The organism is Shewanella canadensis (assembly GCF_003966225.1).
In the GTDB taxonomy this organism is placed as follows: Bacteria; Pseudomonadota; Gammaproteobacteria; order Enterobacterales; family Shewanellaceae; genus Shewanella; species Shewanella canadensis.
On the sequence record NZ_RXNU01000002.1, the window covers coordinates 96,234 to 120,386 of the forward strand.

At 47.3% G+C, this 24,153-nt stretch carries 19 protein-coding genes; 5 read left to right on the top strand and 14 right to left on the bottom strand.

The window, feature by feature from the left end; all coding sequences use genetic code 11:
• Nucleotides 1-6: 6 nt before the first annotated feature.
• Both EKG38_RS03950 and EKG38_RS03955 read right to left on the bottom strand, forming a co-directional pair.
• On the bottom strand, nt 7-540 hold the full coding sequence (locus EKG38_RS03950) for an NADPH-dependent FMN reductase (RefSeq protein ID WP_126518916.1): 534 nt from the start codon (nt 538-540) through the stop codon (nt 7-9).
• 113 nt (nt 541-653) lie between these two features.
• On the bottom strand, nt 654-1,904 hold the full coding sequence (locus EKG38_RS03955; RefSeq protein WP_126518917.1) for a multidrug effflux MFS transporter: 1,251 nt from the start codon (nt 1,902-1,904) through the stop codon (nt 654-656).
• 101 nt (nt 1,905-2,005) lie between these two features.
• Between EKG38_RS03955 and EKG38_RS03960 the strand changes: the two genes are divergently transcribed.
• Nucleotides 2,006-2,935, top strand: coding sequence for a LysR family transcriptional regulator (locus EKG38_RS03960; protein WP_126518919.1), 930 nt, complete (start codon nt 2,006-2,008; stop codon nt 2,933-2,935).
• A gap of 411 nt (nt 2,936-3,346) precedes the next feature.
• On the opposite strand, the gene nqrF is transcribed toward EKG38_RS03960, so the two are convergent.
• From nqrF to EKG38_RS03990, 6 genes are all read right to left on the bottom strand, one after another.
• Nucleotides 3,347-4,564 carry an NADH:ubiquinone reductase (Na(+)-transporting) subunit F gene (gene nqrF, locus EKG38_RS03965; protein WP_126518921.1) on the bottom strand — a complete coding sequence of 406 codons (1,218 nt, stop codon included), beginning with the start codon at nt 4,562-4,564 and terminating at the stop codon, nt 3,347-3,349.
• An 84-nt stretch (nt 4,565-4,648) separates the two neighbouring features.
• On the bottom strand, nt 4,649-5,257 hold the full coding sequence (gene nqrE / locus EKG38_RS03970; protein WP_126518923.1) for an NADH:ubiquinone reductase (Na(+)-transporting) subunit E: 609 nt from the start codon (nt 5,255-5,257) through the stop codon (nt 4,649-4,651).
• Between the two features lie 9 nt (nt 5,258-5,266).
• Nucleotides 5,267-5,890 carry an NADH:ubiquinone reductase (Na(+)-transporting) subunit D gene (locus EKG38_RS03975; protein ID WP_126518925.1) on the bottom strand — a complete coding sequence of 208 codons (624 nt, stop codon included), beginning with the start codon at nt 5,888-5,890 and terminating at the stop codon, nt 5,267-5,269.
• A 1-nt stretch (nt 5,891) separates the two neighbouring features.
• Nucleotides 5,892-6,659, bottom strand: a complete 768-nt coding sequence (locus EKG38_RS03980) for a Na(+)-translocating NADH-quinone reductase subunit C (RefSeq protein WP_126518927.1) — start codon at nt 6,657-6,659, stop codon at nt 5,892-5,894.
• Nucleotides 6,649-7,863, bottom strand: coding sequence for an NADH:ubiquinone reductase (Na(+)-transporting) subunit B (locus EKG38_RS03985; RefSeq protein WP_126518928.1), 1,215 nt, complete (start codon nt 7,861-7,863; stop codon nt 6,649-6,651). The genes EKG38_RS03980 and EKG38_RS03985 overlap by 11 nt, the downstream gene beginning before the upstream one ends.
• An 88-nt stretch (nt 7,864-7,951) precedes the next feature.
• Nucleotides 7,952-9,313, bottom strand: a complete 1,362-nt coding sequence (locus EKG38_RS03990; RefSeq protein WP_126518930.1) for a Na(+)-translocating NADH-quinone reductase subunit A — start codon at nt 9,311-9,313, stop codon at nt 7,952-7,954.
• 593 nt (nt 9,314-9,906) lie between these two features.
• Between EKG38_RS03990 and EKG38_RS03995 the strand changes: the two genes are divergently transcribed.
• The gene (locus EKG38_RS03995; protein WP_126518932.1) at nt 9,907-12,084 is read left to right on the top strand and encodes a cation:dicarboxylate symporter family transporter; all 2,178 of its coding nucleotides are present in this window, start codon (nt 9,907-9,909) and stop codon (nt 12,082-12,084) included.
• Nucleotides 12,085-12,475: 391 nt separating this feature from the next.
• On the opposite strand, the gene EKG38_RS04000 is transcribed toward EKG38_RS03995, so the two are convergent.
• From EKG38_RS04000 to EKG38_RS04020, 5 genes are all read right to left on the bottom strand, one after another.
• A complete protein-coding gene (locus EKG38_RS04000) occupies nt 12,476-13,441 on the bottom strand; it encodes an ABC transporter permease (protein WP_126518933.1) in 966 nt (321 codons plus the stop codon).
• A 3-nt stretch (nt 13,442-13,444) separates the two neighbouring features.
• A complete protein-coding gene (locus tag EKG38_RS04005; RefSeq protein WP_126518934.1) occupies nt 13,445-14,575 on the bottom strand; it encodes an ABC transporter permease in 1,131 nt (376 codons plus the stop codon).
• Entirely contained in the window at nt 14,572-16,161 is a 1,590-nt protein-coding gene (locus EKG38_RS04010; protein ID WP_126518935.1) for an ABC transporter ATP-binding protein, read from the bottom strand. The genes EKG38_RS04005 and EKG38_RS04010 overlap by 4 nt, the downstream gene beginning before the upstream one ends.
• A gap of 127 nt (nt 16,162-16,288) precedes the next feature.
• The gene (locus EKG38_RS04015) at nt 16,289-17,293 is read right to left on the bottom strand and encodes a BMP family lipoprotein (protein ID WP_126518936.1); all 1,005 of its coding nucleotides are present in this window, start codon (nt 17,291-17,293) and stop codon (nt 16,289-16,291) included.
• A gap of 932 nt (nt 17,294-18,225) precedes the next feature.
• Complete coding sequence (locus EKG38_RS04020; RefSeq protein ID WP_126518937.1) at nt 18,226-20,454, bottom strand: OmcA/MtrC family decaheme c-type cytochrome; 2,229 nt, start codon at nt 20,452-20,454, stop codon at nt 18,226-18,228.
• A gap of 400 nt (nt 20,455-20,854) precedes the next feature.
• On the opposite strand from EKG38_RS04020, the gene EKG38_RS04025 reads away from it, so the two are divergent.
• Nucleotides 20,855-21,811, top strand: a complete 957-nt coding sequence (locus EKG38_RS04025) for a LysR family transcriptional regulator (protein ID WP_126518938.1) — start codon at nt 20,855-20,857, stop codon at nt 21,809-21,811.
• 16 nt (nt 21,812-21,827) lie between these two features.
• Nucleotides 21,828-22,778, top strand: a complete 951-nt coding sequence (locus EKG38_RS04030; RefSeq protein WP_126518939.1) for a LysR family transcriptional regulator — start codon at nt 21,828-21,830, stop codon at nt 22,776-22,778.
• A 96-nt stretch (nt 22,779-22,874) separates the two neighbouring features.
• Here the strand turns inward: EKG38_RS04030 and EKG38_RS04035 are convergent, their stop codons facing one another.
• On the bottom strand, nt 22,875-23,102 hold the full coding sequence (locus EKG38_RS04035) for a hypothetical protein (protein ID WP_126518940.1): 228 nt from the start codon (nt 23,100-23,102) through the stop codon (nt 22,875-22,877).
• A gap of 489 nt (nt 23,103-23,591) precedes the next feature.
• Here EKG38_RS04035 and EKG38_RS04040 point away from each other — a divergent pair, with 489 nt between their 5' ends.
• Nucleotides 23,592-24,131: a redoxin domain-containing protein gene (locus EKG38_RS04040; RefSeq protein ID WP_126518941.1), complete on the top strand. Its 540-nt coding sequence runs from the start codon at nt 23,592-23,594 to the stop codon at nt 24,129-24,131.
• Nucleotides 24,132-24,153: the final 22 nt, after the last annotated feature.

Consider the following 24,153-nt stretch of genomic DNA (forward strand, 5'->3'; position numbering starts at 1 on the left):
TCGACATCAGCTTGTTGGCTGAAGCTTAAATACGGCGTCCCTCAGCTGCTGATTCAGCTCTTCGTTACGCATCTTACCCGCTTCGATATCGAAATTATCATAAAAGCTCGGTACCGACAGACTGGCTTTGACATCGGCAGCAAAGTAAGGCGCACTGCCGCTAGCGGCTGCCAGCACGGTGGCGGCGCCGCCCGGTCCGGGAGATGTGGCAAGCAATACCATAGGCTTGTTCTGAAATACCTTCATATCGATACGTGATGTCCAGTCAAACAGGTTCTTGTAGGCCGCGGTGTAGGAGCCGTTATGCTCGGCAAACGAGATAATGATCCCGTCGACGCTGCCAATCTTGGCAAAGAACTGCTGCGCCAACTCGGGTTGACCCAACTCATTCTCTCTGTCCTGACTGAAAATAGGCATCTCGTAGTCGTTAATATCTAAGACCTCAATCTCGGCGCCCTCAACCAGTGATGCGGCGTAGGTGGCGAGCTGTTTATTGATAGATGCTGAACTGTTGCTGGCTGCAAAGGCTAATAATTTCATAGTGTCTCTCTCATCATCTGTTTATAGGGTTTGCTTTAAGTTTGTAACGAATGAATTAGTATCGAACGAGCCGCTATCTCGATTTGCTTATATCTTTGTGCTGGTATAAGAAGTTACTGCACCTGCATCCGGGCTTCTTCGCAGACCTCTTCACAGCCCTTTTCAGAGTCCGGGGTACTGGTGTAGATATAGGTACTGAAGATGGCGGCGCAGGCACAAGCCAGCCCCATAAAGGTCAGCAGAGCCACCGGCGACTGCGCGTCTGACAGACTAATCGCAGCGCTGAATAGGGCGCCTAAGGCAAACTGACTCAGGCCAAACACTCCCGATATCGCCCCACCCTGAGCCGGAAAAAATGACATGGCAGCCGCAATGGCGTTCGCCGATATCAGTCCCAACAGCAGGTTAAATATAAATACGGTCGCGACGATGGCAATCAAGGGGGCTTCAATCTGTGCCAGCATGAAGAACAGCAGACTCAGCGGGCCCAGCAGGGTACCTGAGATGACGGCCTTTACTTTAGGGCTGATATGCCCCAGCAGCTTCACACTCAATACACTGCCGATAATCATTCCCAGCGCATTCACTCCCAACAGGTAACTGTAGTGCTCGGGGCTCAACGAAAAGTGATTCATATAGACATAGGGTGAACCGGCCACGAATGAAAATAATCCCGCAAAACCAAAGCTTCCAACCAGGATATAAGCCAGTGGCAGTGGTTGTTTAAAAATCTGCACAAAATCCGATATCGAAGCGGCGCGACTACTCTGACTAGCCAGCTCTGTCTTCTCTTCTCCCTGCACCGACTTATCGGCCTGAGCATGAGTTAACAGGCTTGCCACGAAGGCAAAGATGGCTATTCCGGCTAAGGTGTAGAAGATCCATTGCCAGCTCGCATATTTTAAAATTTGCCCGCCGACCATAGGGGCCAACAGAGGGGCCACCACCACGGCAGCCATCACATAGGTGAGCACCCTGGCGCCCTTTTTCAGATCGTATTGCTGCTGGATCATGGCAAAGCAGACCACTGAGCTTGCCCCGCCGATAGCCTGAAATATGCGTGCAAGGTATAGGCCCGTCGCGGAATCCACCATAGGAATAGCCAGAGTCGAAAGGGTAAAAATCACTAATCCTGTCAGTAACAGGTTTAACTTGTGATATCTGTCGGCCAGCAGACCGAAGAGGGGCTGTGCTATTGCGAAGGCCAATAGAAATACCGCTACCGACATCTCCATCTGACTATGAGTTGCATTCAGGTGCTTGGCCATCTCGGGCAAAGCCGGCAGATACATATCTATGGCTAATGGAGACAGGGCGAACACCAATGCGGTGATAACGATAAAAGACACGGCTCTGTTATGCATCCTGACTCCACTGATTTATTAGGCTGACAATTCGATGACGTTAAGTGTATATTGACAGCCAAATGAGATTAATAACCTGAATTGATAAAGACTATTTCCATATGACTAGTAATAAGCTGTTCGATGGCATCGTAATATTTACTCAGGTGGTTAAATCCGGTGGATTTTCTGCAGCCGCCGAGTCCATGGGACACTCAAGTTCCTATGTGAGCAAAGAGATCAATAAGCTGGAGGCTCGCCTTGGAGTACGCCTGCTTAACAGAACCACACGCTCTATCGGTCTCACGCCCGAAGGCGAAGCCTATTATCAGCAGTGCCAACAGTTGATGGTGGATGCAGAGCAAGCAGTCGAGCTGATCACCCAACATGATGTCGACCCCAAGGGCAGACTTAAGATCAGCAGTCCCATAGGATTTGCCAACAGCTATCTACAGCCAATCCTGTCTGAATATATGCAGCGCTACCCTAACGTGAGTCTGGAATTAGATCTCAACGACAGACGAGTCGATGTGGTGGCTGAAGGCTATGATTTGGCGATAAGGGCCGCACTTCAATTAGAGGAGTCCAGCCTGATCTGTCGCAAAATATTTAGCTGTAAAGGGTATACCGTAGCCAGTAAAGCGTACATATCCAGACATGGGCGCCCCCACCATCCTCAGGAACTAAGCCGCCATCAATGCCTGTGCTACTCCAACCACAAGACGCCGGGTCGGTGGCAGTATAAAGACAGTGAAGGAGATCCGATACAGGTCGATGTGAGGCAAAAAGTGCTCAGTAATAATGCAGAAATACAGCTGGCACTAACACTAAGTGGACACGGGATCTGCCGCTTACCTAAGTTCTATATGACCGATGCCTTAGCGTCAGGGCAACTCGAGATCCTGTTTCCCGCTCTGCCCGCCCCGGAAATCGATGTCTATGTGGTCTATCCGAGCCGCAAGCACCTGTCCCCTAAGGTGAGGGCCTTTATCGACTTAGTCGTGGAAAAAATTCCACCGACCATGCTCGCCGACAGCCCATCACAACAGTAAGGGTAAATAGGCATAAGTGTTCTGACTGCCAGGGTCTAAAGCGTTCCCTTCGCTTTTTAGACATTTCCCCCTATTCCGACCCTATGCATATGGATCAGAGGTGGGAATGCCGATAAATGTCGGGAGCGTCATTGGCCCGTGGGAAATAGGCATAACTCTCTACTACAAGAATTCCAGGCACAACGAAGATTTTATGCCATCCCTAGCAAATCTTCATAAGTGTTCTGACCGCCAGGGATGGTGGAAATGCCTATAAATGTCAGGAACATTTATGGCCAGACACAACGAAGATTTTATGCCATCCCTGGCAAATCTTCATAAGTGTTCCAGACACAAAAAAGCGAAGCCTAAGGCTTCGCTTCTTAAAAACAGCTTTAAGTGGCTAATCTAGTCGCCAATCAAATCACCAATCTAGTCACCGAAGTCATCCAGTAAGATGTTTTCCTCTTCCACGCCCAGACTCTCGAGCATGCTGATGACCGACGAGTTCATGATTGGAGGGCCACACATGTAGAACTCACAATCTTCCGGCGCCTTATGGCTCTTGAGGTAGTTCTCATACAGGACATTATGAATGAAACCTGTGTACCCATCCCAGTTGTCCTCAGGCAGAGGATCGGACAGGGCAACATGCCAGACGAAGTTGTCATTCTCGGCCGCCAACGCATCGAAATCTTCTTGATAGAACACCTCACGAGTCGAACGCGCGCCGTACCAGAAGCTCATCTTACGCTTGGTTTTAACCCCTTTAAGCTGGTCGAAGATGTGCGAGCGCATCGGTGCCATACCTGCACCACCACCCACAAATATCATCTCGGCATCGGTCTCTTTAACGAAGAACTCACCAAATGGACCAGAGATAATCACCTTATCACCCGCTTTAAGGTTAAAGATATAAGAGGACATCTTACCCGGTGGCACACCTTCCGAAGGTGGCGTAGCAATACGCACGTTCAGCATGATGAGGCCCTTCTCATCCGGGTAGTTCGCCATCGAATAGGCACGCAACACATCTTCATCGACCTTAGAAACCAGATCGAACAGACCATACTTGACCCAATCGTCACGATACTCATCAGGAATATCGAAGTCTGAGTAGTTGACCTTGTGTGCAGGCGCTTCAATCTGAATATAACCACCGGCTTTAAACTTAACGTCTTCGCCTTCAGGAAGCTTGAGTAGCAACTCTTTAATGAAAGTAGCAGTGTTGCTGTTTGAGACAACCTCACACTCCCACTTCTTAACGCCGAAGATCTCATCTTCAACTTCGAGTTCCATATCGGTCTTAACCGCCACCTGGCAGGCCAGACGACAACCCTCTTTCGCCTCTTTCTTGGTGATATGGTCGAGTTCTGTAGGCAGAATATCCCCGCCACCGGACTTAACGATAACGCGACACTGACCACAGGTTCCACCGCCACCACAGGCCGAAGGAATAAAGATATCTTTGTTCGCTAACGCGCCCAGTAGCTTATCGCCAGCTGAGGTTGTAATGCTTTTATCTGCATCGTCGTTGATGCGAATACTGACGTCACCCGTAGACACCAGTTTACTTTTGGCGAATAAAATCACCATAACCAGCATACTCACAACCAGAGTAAACATGCCGATACCAATTGCCATTTCCATCGAATCTACCTTTTCAATAATTCGTTTTCTTTAAGCCCTGCTCTTTAAAAAGATCATTTACAAAGAACCTTTTAAAAGAACCGCTTAAATAGAAATACCAGAGAAAGCCATAAAGCCCAGAGCCATCAAGCCAGTAGTGATAAAGATGATACCAATACCCTGTAACCCTTCGGGTATCGCATGAAACTTCATTCTTTCGCGCAGTCCCGCCAACATCACAATCGCCATTGCCCAACCGACACCTGAGCCCATTGCAAATACAGCTGACTCAGCTAAGTTATAGTCACGGTTTGCCATGAAGATAACGCCGGCAAAGATGGCACAGTTCACCGTAAGTAACGGCAGGAAGATACCCAGAGAGTCATAAAGACTCGGGATATACTTGTCTAAAAACATCTCTAAAATCTGTACCAGAGCCGCAATCACACCGATAAAAGTGATCAGTTGCAGGTAGCTCAGATCCAGCTCAGCCATCCCCGCCCAGGCCAGAGCCCCCGGAGCCAGTACGTTGGCATAGATCAACTGGTTAAGCGGTACCGCTAAGGTCATCACCACGATAACCGCGACACCCAAACCGAAGGAGGTAGATACCTTCTTCGATACCGCCAGAAAGGTACACATACCCATGAAGAAGGACAGCGCCATGTTGTCGATGAAGGCTGCCTGAATAAAAAGATTAATGTAGTGTTCCATATCCCTTCCTTAACCTCGTTTACGCTGTATTACGTTAATCGTCCAGATCATTAATCCGATCAGGAAAAACGCACTAGGTGGGAGTTTGAACATCTCATTAGCCAGATACCAACCGCCGTTTTCAACGGTTTTTAAGATCTCATGACCAAACAGGGTGCCACTGCCAAGCAGTTCACGCACGAAGGCGACACCGAGTAAGATAACGCCGTAGCCCATGGCATTACCCAAGGCATCGACAATCGCTAAATGCGGCGGATTTTTCATGGCAAACGCTTCCGCTCGCCCCATGATGATACAGTTGGTGATGATCAAGCCGACAAACACCGACAGTTGACGAGATAGCTCGTAAGCCACGTCCTGCAACACCATATCGACGATAATTACCAGCGTCGCAATTACTGTCATCTGGGCGATGATACGCACGCTGTTGGGTATCAGGCGGCGGATCATCGAGATGATCATGTTAGAGAACACGAGTACAAAGGTAACGGCTATTGTCATCACCAATGCGGTTTGCAAAGAGTTACTGACTGCCAGCGCCGAACAGACACCCAACACCTGCATAGCAACAGGGTTGTTAGTGAAAATCGGGCTAACCAGTATCTCGCGAGTGGCTGCTGTATTAGTACTCACCTTAGACCTCCGAAGCTTTTAACTTGTTGAAGAAGGTTTGGAAGCCCTCATTGCCGAACCAGAACTTAATCGAGCGTTGCACACCGCGACCCGTCATGGTTGCGCCACTGACCGCATCGACACCGTGAATATCACCCTCTTTAGCGCCGCCTTTGACAACTTTCAATGCCACCTTGCCTTTCTCATCGAAGAGCTGCTTACCCTGGAACTTGGCCGTCCACTCGGGATCATTGAGAAAGTCACCAATACCCGGAGTTTCACCATGTTCATAGATGACAACATTTACTATGGTATTCATGTCGGGTTTTACCGCGACAAAACCGTAGATCATCGACCACAGGCCCTTGCCATAGATAGGCACGACCACACTAGCCAACTTGCCGTTATCGTCGAATACTTTAAATACCCGAACCTGATCGGCACGGCTCTTGATTTTAGCGGTATCTTTCTTCGGCTTGCGCGATGTATCAGGATTGATAGCCGCCATGCGGTCATCGAAATTCATCACGTTGTCGTCGGTACTTACAACGCCTGTGTCCAGCTCGACCAGCATAGGGGTAACCGATTTTTCAAAAATAGTACGGAAATCATTACCGCCCAGATCGACATCGGCCGCTACCAGCACGTACCGTTTAAGCTCATCACGCTTCTTAGCCAATTTACGCTCTTTGAGCAGTTCCGCGGTGCCGGTGAGCATAAACGAACACAGCAAGCACAGCGTGACAGTGAAGACCATAGTTCCAAGAACTGTATCTTTTTTAAAGGCCATTACGTTTCAGTCTCCGCTTGATATTCGCTTTCGCGACCAGATAATCAAAAATGGGTGCCCATAAGTTAGCAAACAAGATAGCCAACATGATGCCTTCCGGCATTTTCGGGTTAACCACACGGATAAGCACAGTCATAAAGCCAATCAAGAGACCGTAAGCCAGCTTGCCTTTACTCGTATAAGCGGTCGTCACCGGATCGGTTGCCATAAACATCATGCCGATGGCAAAACCACCCGTGACCAGATGCCAGGTCCATGGCATAGCAAACAATTCGTTCTTCGCCGAACCGACAAGGTTAAACATGACCGCAGTCGCTATCATGCCCAGCATGACACCGGCAACGATGCGCCAGTCAGCCAGACGGGTCAGGATTAAGAGTCCGCCGCCAATCAGCAGGGCTAAGGTACTGGTCTCACCAATCGCGCCCGCGGTAAAGCCGAAGAAGGCATTCCACCAGTTAGGATCGGTAAAGGCTTCATACCAGGCATAATCGGCAAAACTCATCTTGCCCGCAGCGGTATGAATTAAGGTCGTCGCACCGGAGAATCCATCGACGGCAACCAATTGAGCGACCGTAGAAACCTGCGATGGGTAGGCAAAGTAGATAAATGCCAATCCAGCCAAGGCAGGGTTCAGGAAGTTATAACCCATTCCACCAAACACTTCCTTGCCAATAACGACACCGAACGTAATCCCCATGGCCACCAACCAAAGCGGCGTCGACACAGGTAAGATTAGGGTGAACAATAAGGCGGTGACGAAGAAGCCTTCGTGTAGCTCCTGTCCCCTCACCTTAGCGAAAACCATCTCCCAGAACAGGCTGACAACCAGCGCGGTCAGGTAGATAGGAATGTAAAAACTGATGCCATAGATAAACAGGCCAATCAGACCCGTCTGCTCCGTCAAGCCACCGAATACCAGATTAAACGGAATAAGTTGCCATACATCCGGAGTTACCAGTCCACCCGCGACAGCAAGCTGAGCCTGCAAGCCTAAGTTGTACAAACCAAACAGGATGGCAGGTAGCAGGCATAAACCGACTAAGGTCATGGTACGTTTAACATCAATCGCGTCACGAACGTGCACTTTACCTTTAGTGCTACGACCATGAGCAACGACCAGCGAACGAAGGTAGCCCTTCATCGCATGCCCGGGAGCGTAGTAATCTTCCTGCGCGTCGGGCTTTCTATCTTTGCTACTCATTAACCTTCCCTCTGAATACTTAATTTGAATAGGTTAGAGACGTGCGAGGCCAGGCTCAGCACGTAGGACTCATTAGTTAACTCAGCCATTAACCTTCTCTTTCAATAATATCTAAGCAGGCACGCAGCTCTTTACCGAAATCATACTTACCGGGACAAACGAAGGTGCACAGGGCTAAATCCTCCTCGGCCAACTCTAACGCGCCCAGCGCCTGAGCCTCATCGGTATCACGAACCACAAGGTCACGAACCAGCAGAGTAGGTAAAATATCTAATGGCATGACGCGGTCTAACTGACCAAAAGCCATCATGGCGCGTGCAGAGCCGCCCGTGTGAGTCGTCATATCAAACAACTTCTTAGCGGGCTTAAAGCGCGATGTCATTGCGCGGGTGATAGAGAACTTTTCAGAGCCCCCACGAACCCAAGACAGGAGATGGTGCTCAGAGTCTTCAGTTAAGGCGGTTATTTGCACATGGAAACGCCCCAGGTAATTGTTAACCTCGGTAGCGGTATGTCCTGACAGAACCGAGCCTGAAACCACGCGCGAGAAGCCAGGTTTCAGTTCATCTTTAACTATCGCGCTTAACTCGGCGCCCAGTTGGGTACGAATCAAACGAGGATTAAGCACATCGGGGCCAGCAAGCGCCACGACACGATCGGTATAGAGCTCACCGGTAAGGAACAACTTGCCGTAGGCAATAACATCCTGATACCCGATATGCCACACGGGACGTTCGATGCTAACCGGTAAAATAAAGTGAATGTGTGTGCCCACTAACCCGGCAGGATGGACGCCACCGAAGCGATGAGTCTCAACCTGTGATAGCTCATGGCCAGGCAGTGATTCACCTTCGTCGTGACAAAGGTACACTTTGCCATCGGTCAAGCGAGTCAGGACAGACATACCCACTGCAAATGCTTGTTCATTTTCGGCAATTATCAGACGCGGTTCGGCTGCCAGAGGATTGGTATCCATGGCTGTCACGAAGATACCGGCAGCAGCGCTGTCGAGCAGAGGCACGCGGGAGAAAGGACGGGTACGAAGTGCAGTCCACAGACCACTCTTAACCAAGTTATCCTGCACCGACTGCCGACTCATCGACGATACGTCGCCGCTAGTCTCAAATATCTCTTGCTCGTCGCCTTGGCAGGTGATGACCACAGATTGCAATACACGGCGTTCACCACGATTGATTGCGGTCACTTCCCCACTGGCTGGAGCGGTAAAGAGCACACCCGGCGTCTTCTTGTCTTCAAAAAGTGGCTGGCCTTTTTTGACCCTATCACCAACTTCCACCATCATGGTGGGCTTTAAGCCGACATATTCTTCACCGAGAAGGGCCACATGCGATGGCCTTGATGCATTGTCGATTTCTTGCCGAGGTTCCCCGGCAATGGGCACATCTAAGCCCTTTTTTACTATTCTAATCTGGTCTGAGAAACCTGCCATCACAACATCAACCGTTAAAATTTTGGATAGTTAATAGTATATCTTTGTTAACTGAAGTTCAGCTAGTGGCGTCACATTACTCAGCCATTTTGTAACTTAGTAACATTATTTTACGCAATTTTGTGATCCAGCTTCACTATTCGATCTACCACGTGTTACCGATGTAGTTTTATAACAATAAAAGTAAAAATCAATCATCGCTGATTTAGACACGACTAAATCTATAAAAAAACTACGATTTGTTACATAGAATAGCTGAAGATTCGAGGGTAATTTTATTTATTTATGATATTAATAAACCTGAATTCGGGTTAATAAAGTTTCGAAGCCCACAAAGCTCCCAATATTTTCTGGTTCAACCGGATGCCTTTGATTGAAGCCCCTCCCTAACGCTGGCTTAAACAGAGGTCATTGCTAGAACAGATGCTAGAATGATAATAACATTCGCAACAAGTGTTACTATTTGAAAGTTAATACTTTAATTTAATTAGCCGTCTAACCTATAATTACCGGCACCAAAGCCCACTTTAATCGCCCACGGAAGAATATCTACGGTGAAGCACGGCGACATAAACTTACACGACTCAATTGGAATGAAATCTGTGTTTAAAAAAATGCTCTCTATGACCAGCTCCAGCCAGATGTTGGTCGCTATGTTTATCGGTTTTGCCACTGGCATATTCTTCGGCGAGTCTGTCGGTTGGCTTAGCGCTATTGGTAACAGTGTGATCTTACTGATGCAGATGACGGTACTCCCCTATATAGTGGTCTCACTAGTGGGCGGTATTGGTAAACTGCAAAAGAGCACCGCCATGCTAATCTTCAGCAGAGCCGGACTCATCATGTTATTACTATGGTTAATCGGGCTCATCACCGTCGCCTTAATGCCATTATCATTCCCCTTCGTAGAATCTGCCTCTTTCTTCAGCACCAGTACCATAGAGCCCGTCGCGGCAATCGATTACTTTAAACTCTATATCCCCTCAAACCCGTTCGAATCGATGGCGGCAGGTTATGTGCCCGCCATGGTAGTGTTCAGCATCGCCATGGGGCTGGCGCTTATCGGCATGGAGGGTGAGCATAAGCAACATATACTCATCTTCATGCACACCACCAGTGAGGTCTTTTCCCGTATCACACAGGGGCTGGTAAAAGTGCTGCCTATCGGTATTTTTGCGATGTCGGCATCGGCGGCGGGTACCATGGGGGTCGATGAATTTGCCAGCATGCAGGTCTACCTAATCAGCTATTTTGTACTTTGCCTGCTGCTCACCTTCTGGGTTCTGCCCTGGATCATCGCGTCTATCACCCCAGTCACCTTCGCTCAGGCCATTAGGATCTCAAAGGCGAGCCTGGTCACCGCATTTGCCACCGGAAACATCTTTATTGTGATCCCAGTGATTGTTGAGGAGTGTAAGCAGATCATGCGTGAGCATGACAACCTCAGTGAAGATGGCGCAACACTCATCGAAATCTTAGTCCCTATCGCGTTTACCTTTCCCAATATCGGTAAGATAACCGTCATCCTGTTTGTATTCTTTGCCGGTTGGTTCAATGGCACCCCGGTCGACCTTACCAGTATCCCCTCTCTGTCAGTCAGTGGTCTGCTGTCGCTGTTTGGCAGTGTCTATGTTTCCATTCCGTTTATGTTAGATCTGGTTCACCTGCCCTCGGATCTGTTCCAGTTATTCGTGATGGCCGGATTTATCACAGGAAAATTCGGCTCAATTACCGCTGTGATGAACCTGTTTGCCCTGACTCTGCTGACCGCCGCCCTGTTTCAAAAGAGCCTCAGGATCAGGCCGCCACAAATGGTCAAGATGGGACTGGGTATCGTCAGTGGGGTTTTACTGACACTGGTTGTCTGTCGTGTAGGCATGGGCATGTTTATTAATAGTCCGGCTATCACCAGCGAGGTGATAGCCAATATGCAGGTGGCAGATAAAGTGCCGACTAAGGTAAAGAAACAGTTTCCGGTCTTAGGCCAAACCCCCTCCTCTCCTGTCGCCGACATACAAGCTATTCGCACCCGAGGAGTGATAAGAGTCGGCTATACCCCCAGCAATGTGCCTTTTAGCTATTACAATAATGCCGGGCAATTAGTGGGATTCGATAGCGCAATGGCTACTAAGTTAGCCGAGGACTTAGATGTTGAGGTAGAGTTTATCCCGTTTCGCAAGGCTGAATTAGCCCGCTCTCTTGAGGCAGGCTTTTTTGATATTGCCATGTCCGGACTAGCCATGGATATCAGACAGATGGACCAACTCAGCTACTGCGAACCCGTGCTGGAACTTAACCTTGCCATCGCCACTAAAGATCACTTAGTGAACAAGTTCAAGAGCAGACAGAGCATCTTAGAGATGGAACAGGTAACGATTGCCTATGCCGAACACGGCGATGCGATTGAAGATGTTGCCGCAAGCTACCCTAATATCGAGTTTGTTAAAATCGAAGGATATAAAAACTTCTTCAGACAACAGGATGATAAATACGATGCCATGGTTATCAGTGCTCAGGCGGGGTCGGCCTGGACCCTGTTCTTCCCCGGGTATGGCATAGCCCTGCTGGAAAGCAAGGCTCGCTATCCGGTTGCTTACGCCGTGGCACAGAACAATCAATCCCTGCTCAATTACGTCAACAATTGGCAGCGCCTACGTAAGGTAGATGGCCATCAGGATAACTTCTATAACTACTGGATGCTGGGCCAAGGTGCCACCGTACCTAAGCCCCGCTGGTCGATTATCCGTGATGTGTTGCACTGGGTAGATTGATGGTTTGAGGATTGAGCCCTAATGTAAGAGCTGCTTTAGCTGCGAAGGTCTGTTTGTTCCATCCTTCCCGGCTAAAGCCAGTCCTACAATTTCGTGCGTCGAACCATCATATTTAAATCAACACGCCAGTAATGCAGAACCACTCTGTTTATAAAGAACAGCATCTAGCTTTTCCCTGCCTGTTCCTCGCTACTCGTTACTCTCAGCTTTCTTTGTTTTCATTGAGCTTAGGGATTCGAGCTCTTATGTAGGAGCTGCTTTAGCTGCGAAGGTCTGTTTGTTTCATCCTTCCCGGCTAAAGCCGGTCCTACAATGTCTAAAACTCTTAGATTCTTATACAAAAAAGCCGGGTATTAACCCGGCTTCTTAACTAACGCTTTTAACTGCTGTATTAACGCGTCTTCACATACGGTACACCGATAGACTTAGGTCCGACGGCGCGCCCGATAAAGCCCGCAAGCAGGAGTACAGTCAGGATATACGGTAAGACTTCGATCGCCTGTACCGGAATTTCACCCACAATCGGCAACTCTGCGCCCTGCAAACGAATAGCCACCGCATCGAGGAAACCAAACAGCAGACAACCAAACAATACCGGCACTGGCTTCCACTTACCGAAAATCAATGCAGCCAAGGCGATAAATCCCTTACCGGCACTCATGTTCGCGACGAAGCCGGCACTGTGCGCGGTAGACAGGTAAGCCCCGGCAATACCGCACAACACGCCTGCACACATCAAGGCGCGATAACGGATCCAAGCAACGGAGATACCCGCGGTGTCCACTGCATGAGGGTTTTCACCTGCCGCACGAAGACGCAATCCGAAACGGGTTCGAAATACTATCCACCAAACAGTAGGCACCATGACCAGCGCCAGATAGACCAGAATATTATGTCCGGAAATAAGCTCACTATAGAGCAGACCAATCACAGGCACATCCGCAACTGCATCGGCGCCCGGTAACGTGATAGGCGTAAAACGCTCACTGTCAGACAAGGCTGGAGTCTGACCGCCCAATCCAAACCAGAAACGTCCCAGCGTCACAGTCAGGCCCACTGCCAACATATTAATCGCCACACCCGAGACAATCTGATCGCCTCTGTGTGTGATTGAAGCAAAACCATGGATCAACGACAGACAAACAGAAACGCCGATGGCGGCGAGTAAGCCCAGCCATACATTGCCGGTGACAGAAGCCGTGGCCGCAGCAGCAAACGCCGCCGACAGCATCTTACCTTCCAGGGCGATGTTGACGATGCCCGAACGCTCGGAGAACAGACCAGCCAGTGCCGCAAGAATAAGCGGCGCCGATACCCTGAGGGTCGCATCTAAGATTAAAATCAGATTCTCATACATAACTTAGGCCTCCGCTTCTGCTTTGCCGAGGGATTTTTTCTTTCGATCCCAAAACACAAATAAACGCTCGGTTGGCTTCACTAACATCAAGGCCAACGCACCACTGAACAGTACCACTAAGGCCTGCACCACCTGAATCATCTCACGATCGATGTTCGGGAAATCAAACGCCAACTCTGCCCCGCCCTGATACAAGATACCAAAGAGCAGACTCGCCAATATGATACCGACAGGATGGTTGCGACCAATCAGACACACCGCAATACCGGTGAAGCCATAGCCAGCCACAAAGTCCAGCTTCAACTGCTGGCCATAACCTTGTACTTCGTTCAGGCCTAACATGCCTGAAAGCGCACCGGAGATCAGCATCACTATGATGACCAGTTTCTTATGGTTGATGCCGCCATACTCAGCTGCTGTAGGGCTTGAACCCATGGCTCTGATGGCATAGCCCCAACGAGTGCGCCAGAGTAATATCCAGACCAGAACACAACATGCCAGTGCGATAAAGAAACTCAAATTCATCGGCGATTCAGAGAAAGACAAGCCAAACCAAGCCGCTATCTCATGGAACATTGGCATTATCGCTGATTGTTCAAACACCCGCGATACCGGTGCCATCTGACCATCTAGCTTAAGCACGTTCACCATCAGGTAAACCATCAGCGCCGAGGCGATAAAGTTAAACATGATAGTAGTAATAACGATATGGCTGCCACGATAGGCCTGCAGATACGCAGGTATCAGCGCCCACAGTGCACCAAATGCCATACTGGCAACCATAGTGATAGGTAACAGCGCCCAGAATGGCAAGGCATGATCTAAGCCCAAGCAGGCGAGTCCCACACCTAAACCACCGAGATAAGCCTGACCTTCACCACCAATATTAAACAGGCCGGCAGAGAACGCCACCGCCACCGCTAAACCGGTAAAGATAAAGTTGGTCGCATAATAAAGGGTATAACCAACACCTTCCTGATAGCCCAGGGATCCCTTTATCATCACCGCCGCCGCCTCGAGGGGATTCACATCCACGGCAACGAAAATAATTGCAGAAAATGCAAAGGCGAAGAAGATATTGACCAAGGGCAGTAAGATGACATTCACCCACGCCGGAGTTTTGGAGTCGTTCACGGTTGACCTCCGTTAGTCGTTTGTCCTGCATCCGACTCGCTAAGCTCATCGGGTAATATATTGGCCATCATCATTCCAAGAATTTTCTCGTTCGCCTGTTCGGCGCTCACTTCACCGACGATATTGCCATCGAACATCACGATGATCCTATCTGCCAGTGCCATGATCTCATCGAGCTCCACCGACACAAGGAGAATACCTTTGCCCTGATCTCTGAGTTCGATAATACGTTTATGAATAAATTCGATGGCACCGATATCCACACCTCGGGTAGGCTGACCGATAAGTAACACATCCGGGTTCTTATCTACTTCACGGGCAATGATCAGCTTCTGCTGGTTACCACCGGAAAATAGCGAACTTCTAAGCTTAGGATCTTGCGGTCGTACGTCCCACTCTTCCATAAGACGTACACATTCTGAGGTGATCGCCTTAGGCTTATTCATCACCATACCATTGTAATCAGAGTGGTTTTGATGTCCTAATATGGCAGATTCTTCGGCGCTGAATGCTTTAATCAGACCCATGTCCAACCTGTCTTCCGGCACGTGACCCACACTAAGTTGGCGAACGCCGTCCGGCGAGCTGGGGTGCTCGGCAGAGATACGCGTGTCGCCGATTGTGATTGAACCACTGGTCGGTGTGAGTAAGCCTGCAAGGGCGTTAATCAACTGAGACTGACCGTTACCGGATACTCCGGCAACACCGACAACCTCACCGGCCTTAATATCCATGTTGACCTTTTTAAGACGATCGACTCCCATATCATCTGTAAAGGTCAAATCTTGAGTGGACAGTACAACCTGAGCAGGTTTAGCTTCAATTTTATCGACTTTCAGGCGTACCTTTCGTCCCACCATGAGCTCGGCCAGCTCTTCCTTATTCGTCTCTGCCGTCTTTCTGTGCGCGACCATCGCCCCTTGGCGCATGATCGAGACATTATCTGTGGCGGCCAGGATCTCTCTGAGTTTGTGAGTGATCAGTAAAATTGTGACACCCTGCTCACGCAGCGCATCGAAAATATGAAACAGGTGATCAGTTTCCTGAGGAGTCAGTACGCCCGTAGGTTCATCAAGAATAAGGATCTTAGCGCCACGGTACAGGGCTTTTAATATCTCAACCCTCTGTTGCAGGCCTACCGGCAAGTCTTCAATTAAGGCATCGAGTGGCACATCGAGTTGATAATCTTTTGCTAACCGCTCTAATTCTGTGCGGGCATCATGGAGGCTGTGCTTGAGCAGAGCACCATTTTCGGCGCCTAAAATTACATTTTCAAGAACGGTGAAGTTATCGACCAACATGAAGTGCTGGTGAACCATGCCGATGCCATGACTGATGGCCTCTTTAGAGTTGGCAAGCTTCTGGACCTCACCGCCAATCAGAATATCTCCGGCGTCTGCGGTATAAAACCCGTAGATGATATTCATCAGGGTCGATTTACCCGCCCCGTTTTCACCGATAATGCCATGAATGGTGCCGGGAGGAACTTGTAGATCAATATTTCGATTAGCATGCACTGCGCCGAATCGCTTATCGATACCACGCAGTTCGAGTGCAAAAGGTTTGTCGCTAGGGAGTGTAGACATAAATTATGTTTCTCTTTGCCGCCCCATGGGTACTTCTCAAAAAACTCTCCTGCTTGGGGCAGGAGAGCGAACTTTCACTTTTACGTATGCGGGTACGAATAGTCAGTACCTACATACGTATTCAACATTAGTACTTACAGCTATTATCAGCCATGTAATCGTGAACCTTAATCTCTCCGGCTACGATTTTAGCTGAAATCTCACCGATCTTAGTTTCCATTTCGGCAGTCACCAGGTCACGGTTATGCTCATCAATCGTCCAGCCAACGCCATTCTCTTTAAGACCACGGGCATCGATACCTGGAGTGAAAGTACCACCTTCGGCAGCCGTAAATACTTCAAATGTCGCCAAGCCTACACGCTTAACCATAGAGGTAAGCATTACGCCCGGATGTAGGTAGTTTTGGTTTGAGTCAACACCGATAGCAAACTTGCCTTCATCTTTCGCAGCCTGATAAACACCAACACCAGTACCACCGGCAGCGGCGAATACTACGTCGGCACCTTTAGTGAACTGACTCTTAGTCAACTCGGCACCACGGGCAGGATCTGACCATGCCGCGTTAGTAGAACCCGTCATGTTCTGGAATACTTCGGTATCTTTACTGATGTATTTAGCACCCTGCTCGTAACCACAGGCAAACTTACGGATCAGTGGAATATCCATACCGCCAACGAAGCCAACTTTATGACTTTCTGACTTCATCGCAGCCAATGCGCCGACAAGGAATGAACCTTCATGCTCTTTAAACACAAGAGACTTAACATTAGGTAGATCTACAACGGCATCGATAATCACAAACTCAGTATCGGGGTGCTTTTTAGCCACCTTTGTTAATGCTGAACCATACATGAAGCCAACAACAACGATTGGGCTGAAACCACGACGTGCAAGACGCTCAAGGCCCTGTTCACGCTGTGCATCGTTTGCCGGTACAAATTCACGTACATCAATCTTAGTTTGTTCGGTAAATTTAATTACGCCGTTCTGATAAACCGCCTGGCTGAAAGATTTATCAAACTTACCAGATGAATCATAGGCTACGGCAGGTTTAAAATCAGCAGCATTTGCGACAAACGAACATAGTGCTAATGACACAGCAGTCGCAGTCGTGGTTAGGATTTTCTTCATGATTGTCCTCGTTGTAGGTATGTAAGTATGTATATAGATATGTATATGGGCAGTAACTTTATAATTTTCGATTCAGTATTTTTTTTGCCCCTAAGCTCAGTTTGCTTTGTTGCAAAATTACCGGCTCAGATACTGACTTTGTACATTAACGAAGATAGAGCTTACAGCAGTGAAGTATAGAATGGCTAGGGCTAATTGCGCCTTAGTACCCATTCAAGCTAAGTAACTGGCATGATTAGCATTCATGTAATTTTAGAACGAAAAAGCAGGCTATTTACAGCATAATTCAGGTGCTGGTCTGGCATTGCCCTAACTTTACCACTGACCAGTAATTAAACAGCACAATAAACAGAGCACCTGTTCGTAATATGGGAAGGAAGAAAAAGCAGAATATAGAGATTAGACACATGCACAATCGCCAAACTAACAAACAAACCATTAACACGTGCGCAACCGCCCACTCCAACACAAGCGAGTCTGTTCTGAAATAGAGACAATTACCTTCAATGTAACAAAACTACATTTCTCTCGAATTTTAGCTTAGATTGTGACGCTAAACGGCCATGGCTAGTGGTTCCCTCCCCATTTCGACCATTTAAATGTTCCGAAAAAGCATAAATACCCAATTTTATTATTTTGGAAAAATGAGAGACGGATCCCGCCAGAACGCTCCAAATGACTTCTAAGAAGCTATTTCAATCGTTATAAGAGACGATTTCAAAACTTATGCCTTCCTTGAAACTGATAGTTTATTCTGCCGGAAGCACTCTCCTATTTAAGGCTTTGCTTAACTGAAGTGGACCCCATGTCATAAAAAAAGGCACCCTAAGGTGCCTTTGACTTTGCAGGAAAAACTTTAACTTTGGAACTTTACATCACCACATAAGCTCCCGGAGGAAACGCAGGGATGGCTCCCTCCGGGAACTTAATGTTTAAAGAGAGTGACCGTGGTGCTCCATGATCTTCTCTGGGCTATGACAGGTTGCACAAGCTTCTTTAGCATCTTTTGCCATTGCCTTATCTTCACCAATATATGCACCATTTAGTTCCATATGCGACATCGCCGCATCTGAAAGGTACTTCTGGTGACAACTCATACAAGCTGCAGCATCAGGAGAGGCGTAGTAAGTCAGTACAGGGTCTGTATTACCTTCGCTAGCAATAAAGCTAGGTACAGTATGAGCAGAGCCAGCGTTACGGCCTAATTCGAAGCCGTAATCCTTACCACTCCAGCCATCAACTTCAGCATGACAAGTCATACAGTCAGTCTTCAGGATAGTACCGCTACCGCCATGGCCATTATCATGTCCTTCAGCCTTGTGTGCCTTATACATAAAGCTTGAAGACTTCATTTCTCCCCAAGGTACAGGGGCATAGCCGACTTCAACAGCACCCAACTTCTTGTCATTAGTATGACAGGCGATACAGTTCACACCGTTAGCATCATGATATAGCTCTTGGCTGTGACAACCCATGCAAGTAGCTTCATCGATGATAGGACGACGCATCTCAGGACCGTAAGCACCCGCCTTGTATACACGGTATGGTTCAGTTTGAACATATGCAGGATATGCATCATCTGCAGTACAATCTGTACGTGCGTTAGTTGCTTCTGTGAAACAGACCTTAACTAATGGCAGGATTTCTAACGATCTGTCAGTAAGGATATCTGCTGGTACATCAGTTTGATATGTCTTGCTACCTTTCACTTTCTCAGTGGTAACATGGAACACTTTAGTGTCTGCATCGTAGGTAGTTGAACCATCACCCTTCAAGCTGAAACGTCTGTGATCGTAAGTTGTTCCAACCGTCAGATTATCTGTATCTAAAGACACAAGCTGCTCAGGATAATCATCTTCGATATCCCAGCTCACAACCATATATGGGTTGCTGTAGCCTTGTTTATAGATCTCATCTTCAGTGACCAGTGTACCAGCACTGTCCATAACCTTAACGTCAAACTCAAGTAGACCGTCAACGTTTAAGACAACATTGCTAACTTCAACACTGTAATCTTCAGCTGCGTCATATGGCTTCTTATGATCAGCATGAACCGCTGCACTGTGACAGTCTGTACAAGACAGGGAAGGGTTCTTATCTGACTTATGCTGTGCAGGCGAGTCTGTATGACAACCCGTACAGGCATTTGCATTAGCATTCGCTAACCATAGATCTTTGTCGGCTAACTCTTCATCTTGAACGTGACAAGCCGCACAGTCCATAAAGGGTTTAGTCGGGAAAGCCGGGTAATCGAATGCATGATCGCCGCCGTAGCCAGCGATGGTATAAGGCATAGGAACAACATTGCCCTCTGCATCTTTACCTTCACGCTCAGGTCCCATATGGATAGCGTGCACCATATGACCTAATTCAACTGAAACATCATTAGGATCAGAGACAATACCATTATGACATGACTGACAGTTTTCTAGATCAAGTCTACGACCACCGTGAGCCTTAAGGCTATCTGGCTGGTGACAAGTGTAACAAGTTTCAAGCGTCACTAACTCGCGAGTCTCTACACCCTCTGTCGCATTGGTTGATGGGATCCAGTCATAGTGAGCATTTTCAGCAAGTTCATGACCCGAGTCATATTCGAACTGCATCTCAATGGCGATACGCTGAGTCAGGTCGGCATCAAACACGATACCTGCAACGTCTTCAGCGGTCGTTAGATTAGTATTGAATGTATAGGTGTAGGTACCATCCTTGTTGTCGACTAAACACTCGGGGCAATCATTTAATTTCTCGAACCCTTGCTCGAATGTCGTCCCTGCATCATTGGTCGTTTCGTTAAGCAGTGACATCCACTGCTTTAGCTCAGAACCAGTGTTAGTTTGCAGTTGAGCGAGTGAAAAGCGGAAATCATGGAACTCATTCTCACCGGTCAGTCCAAATAGGCCGACCCCCTCTTTATTTGCCAGATCGAAATCGACAGTAATAATACCGTCTGCATACGCTGCGTTCGTAATATTTGCAGTCGCTTCAGCAGCCATATCGATATGAAGACCGGAAGTACCGGGCTGACCATTCTCGCCATTGCCACCATTTGAACCATCTGCACCGTTTTGCCCATCTTTGCCATCATCACCACAACCTGTGACCATCATTGCGGATGCAATTAATAGTGCTAGCGACGTTTTTCTTTTAGTTATAATCATTATATCTCCCTAATATGTAACCACCATGTGGTTCATATGAAATGCTAAAGATATTTCAGATGAATAAGTTTGAAGCAAATCACTTTGCAACACAGCTTGAACCCCAGTACAAAAAACTAACATACGAATAAATAACAGTGTTACACACTAATCTCTATAGGTTGTTGCAACACTTGATATTAACAAACTTATATTTAACAGATGTTCCGGCTAACATTCGATAAATGAAATTGCGAACAACGAATAATAGAAATGAGAGGCGTAGATATCATTAACGGATAAACTCAAGATCACAAAAACGTAACCTTAATTACATTTCATTCATTTACATGATATTGATCCTCGCATTGCCGCGTATTTATCCCTAAATTAGCTAGGTGTGTTTTATATAAATATAATAATGATGAGTAAGTTTAAGCAGAATAATCTCTTTGATATCCAAGTGTTTGTACTACTTTATGAGTCATTAAACTCAACATTAGTGGGCCAGGCTCTGAATGTACCCGCTTCCAAGATAAGTCGAAGTTTGAAGGCATTACGTCACTCTCTCGATGCCCCTCTATTTATCCGTAAGCAGCACGGCTTCGAACGCAGCCAGTTTGCCGATGAAATCTATCCGTCGATGAAGAAAATCATCCAGATTGCGGAGAATTGTAGTCGTCTCAATATTGAATCGGATAATACTCATAAGAAAGAAATTGTTATCGCCTGTCCGCCACTACTTTCATCAAACCTGAGTCGTCTATTACAAGATAAGGCGACCGAACATCAGAAAAAATACCTATTTAATATTAAACCTTGCACTGGTGATGTCGGCAGCTTGATAAAACAGAAAGAGATCGATCTGGCCGTCACCCACAGAGCCTATAATACCGAGCAGTTGCAATCGGATTTTATTGCCGAGGGAGAATCGCTATTTCTTGTCGGTAACAAAAACCATCCTATCTGGGAAACCGTCAACCCCACGGCATTAGATAATATTCTCAAGCAAGCCTATATCGTTATCGACATGCCAGAATTCAGTGATCTAAGGGATCCGTTAGAGTTCTACGCAAAAGATCAGGGAGTGGAGCTCAATATCGAAGCGAAAGTCAGTGCCCTTGCCGACCTCGGCGCACTGCTGGAAACCAGCAACGGCATGGCTTTAGTAAGCTCTTTAAGCGCAATAACCTTTCTAAATAAAAATAGTGATATACGTTCGATGAAGTTATCAAAAGAGCAACAACTCGAGCTTTGTCAGAGAAGCGGTCTTCCCCGTCATTATTTGACCAAAAGAAAGCAGAACCATCAAATCCCCAGTTGGTTACAGTTAGCGATAACACAATTTATATACGACAACGTCGCATTAAAGCCCTGAATAAAAGGAAAGATAAATGTCCATAGATAAGTTGCTGAATCTCAACTTACTAAGCATTGAAATATTTTGCCAAGTCTATCTAAAGCAGGCAGTCAATGATGTAGCCGATCATTTAGCACTGTCTCAGCCCAAGGTCAGTCGCGAGCTAAATGCTCTGAGAAAGGCATTTTCAGATCCACTTTTTATCAGGCAGAATAACCGTCTCGAGGCCACTGAGCTTGCTCACAACCTCTACCCTCAGTTGCTGGAGATGCTTAAGGCAAGCACTCAAGCACAGCAATACTTACATAATATTCAGCATCAGCGCGAACCAAGTTTCACGATTGCCACTGTGCCACAACTTGAGATTAACTTACCTCAAACCATTCTTAAAGCGGCAGACAAGAATAATACCAAGATAGATGTTACCCTCTGCCCTTGGACAAAAACCAGCATAGATGAGTTCCAAAATGGAGAGCTCGATGCAGCCATCACCTTCGAACCCGCCGATAGAAAGGGAATACTGTCAAAGCCCATCATTCAACACAGAGGCGGACACTTAATTGCACGTGAAGGGCACCCGATTTGGCACAACCCTGTTATCGATGAGATGATTAACTACCCGATAGTCAAGCTGATCACCATGCCCTTCCCCGCCAATAAATCACCCTTGGTAAACTATGCGAAGAGACAGGGAAAGAAGTTAGAGGTATTTGCCACCGTTTCAGATCTGGGAAGCGCCGCCAATACCCTATTGAATTCAAATGCCATCATCATTGTGGGTGTCAGGGCTGCGGTTAACTTTCTACAAAACATCAAAGGACTTCACGCTGAGATACTGGATTACCAACAAGATAAAGACATACTAAAAAACTTCAGTTATCCAACGACCTATTTATGGTTAAAACACAATCAGGAAGGTCAGGTCAGCTCACCTCAATGGCTGCAGCAAGCACTGGAAAAATTCATTACCGAGGCGCACAAGTAAACGAGGGTCGAGGGTCGAGGATAAAAAGATATGAGGAGAGACAGGCGCTGTAAATTTGTCCTCGGCACGAGCCGACCGAGGACGTTAAAGCCGGTATTACATCCCGTGACAGTCGGCGCACTCTGTCATCGTCAGCGTTGCTTCATGAATTTCCATATCCACCTCATGTGCACTGCCCATATCGTGACAGTCATTACAGGTACCCAGTGTCGCTTCCGCTTCTAAATGCACAGTCAGGTCGATTGTTTCATGGCAATCGGAGCAATCTGTAGCGGCAGCAGAACCTGCAAAAACAAGGGCAGTTAACAGAGTCAGGTATTTCATAAGTATTCCTTAAAGAATCGAAGATAAGATTATCTTTGCCAATTACTTACCATGTTAAGCATCATTATTAATTTAAACTTAATAAACTGAAAATTTCTGAATACTTGCTGAACAGATCGCCTCCCTCATATCAAAGCTGTGATCTAAATCATCAGGCAGTTTTTTATAATTGGTTGTACCTAAAATTAATAACAACTCAGTAATAAGGTATAAGTCTGGAGATGCATATAAATAGGTTCGTTACCAGTATCAGATTCTGGAGAGGCCCGCCCCGGAGGTATCCGTTAATTAATGCCGATAGACAATGCGGATAGATAATGTGCGATAGCAAAGAGCTATGCTTCAGTAATCCGAAAGTTCTGCCTCAAGTTAATCTCTGCTTGATAATCAAATATCAGGTTAAACTTTATCCCCCCAAATAGATGATTAATGAACTAAAATTATATTGTATTGTAATCGCTATTCCCCATCTTAAAGTGGACAAAAATTATGAGTGTTTCAGTAAAGTTATCGGCAGGTTCAAACTTCCCTTCGATAAGGGCCAATACACTCGATGGCAATACGATCACATTAGGGCGCGCTTATCATGAGGCTATATGGCAAATGGTGGTGATCTACCGTGGGCAACATTGTCCTCTATGCACAAAATACCTAAACCAGTTAGAAGGCTATAAAACACGTTTACAAAAAATTGGCCTTGATATTGTTGCCGTCTCGGCCGACTCCAAGACTCAGCTTGAGGCACATAAAGAGAAGCTAACCACTAGCTTCCCAATCGCTTACGGCCTGACTCAAGAGCAGATGCAGCAACTCGGGTTATATATCTCTATTCCTCGCTCTGAACAGGAAACCGACCATGACTTTGCCGAGCCAGGACTCTTCGTGGTTAATCGGGTGGGAGTCATTCAGGTCATCGATATCTCCAATAACCCCTTCTGTCGCCCGGAGCTTGAAGCCTTAGTCTCGGGCTTGGAGTGGATAAGCGATCCGGATAACGACTACCCGATCCGCGGTACTTTTGCATATTAAGCGGCACACCAACTGGCACCGA

Bases quoted from the DNA above. Each gene is read 5' to 3' on its own strand.
- EKG38_RS03950 (WP_126518916.1), bottom strand. From the start codon at position 540: ATGAAATTATTAGCCTTTGCAGCCAGCAACAGTTCAGCATCTATCAAT.
- EKG38_RS03955 (WP_126518917.1), bottom strand. From the start codon at position 1,904: ATGCATAACAGAGCCGTGTCTTTTATCGTTATCACCGCATTGGTGTTC.
- EKG38_RS03960 (WP_126518919.1), top strand. From the start codon at position 2,006: ATGACTAGTAATAAGCTGTTCGATGGCATCGTAATATTTACTCAGGTG.
- nqrF (WP_126518921.1), bottom strand. From the start codon at position 4,564: ATGGAAATGGCAATTGGTATCGGCATGTTTACTCTGGTTGTGAGTATG.
- nqrE (WP_126518923.1), bottom strand. From the start codon at position 5,257: ATGGAACACTACATTAATCTTTTTATTCAGGCAGCCTTCATCGACAAC.
- EKG38_RS03980 (WP_126518927.1), bottom strand. From the start codon at position 6,659: ATGGCCTTTAAAAAAGATACAGTTCTTGGAACTATGGTCTTCACTGTC.
- EKG38_RS03985 (WP_126518928.1), bottom strand. From the start codon at position 7,863: ATGAGTAGCAAAGATAGAAAGCCCGACGCGCAGGAAGATTACTACGCT.
- EKG38_RS03990 (WP_126518930.1), bottom strand. From the start codon at position 9,313: ATGGCAGGTTTCTCAGACCAGATTAGAATAGTAAAAAAGGGCTTAGAT.
- EKG38_RS03995 (WP_126518932.1), top strand. From the start codon at position 9,907: ATGAAATCTGTGTTTAAAAAAATGCTCTCTATGACCAGCTCCAGCCAG.
- EKG38_RS04000 (WP_126518933.1), bottom strand. From the start codon at position 13,441: ATGTATGAGAATCTGATTTTAATCTTAGATGCGACCCTCAGGGTATCG.
- EKG38_RS04010 (WP_126518935.1), bottom strand. From the start codon at position 16,161: ATGTCTACACTCCCTAGCGACAAACCTTTTGCACTCGAACTGCGTGGT.
- EKG38_RS04015 (WP_126518936.1), bottom strand. From the start codon at position 17,293: ATGAAGAAAATCCTAACCACGACTGCGACTGCTGTGTCATTAGCACTA.
- EKG38_RS04020 (WP_126518937.1), bottom strand. From the start codon at position 20,454: ATGATTATAACTAAAAGAAAAACGTCGCTAGCACTATTAATTGCATCC.
- EKG38_RS04025 (WP_126518938.1), top strand. From the start codon at position 20,855: ATGATGAGTAAGTTTAAGCAGAATAATCTCTTTGATATCCAAGTGTTT.
- EKG38_RS04030 (WP_126518939.1), top strand. From the start codon at position 21,828: ATGTCCATAGATAAGTTGCTGAATCTCAACTTACTAAGCATTGAAATA.
- EKG38_RS04035 (WP_126518940.1), bottom strand. From the start codon at position 23,102: ATGAAATACCTGACTCTGTTAACTGCCCTTGTTTTTGCAGGTTCTGCT.
- EKG38_RS04040 (WP_126518941.1), top strand. From the start codon at position 23,592: ATGAGTGTTTCAGTAAAGTTATCGGCAGGTTCAAACTTCCCTTCGATA.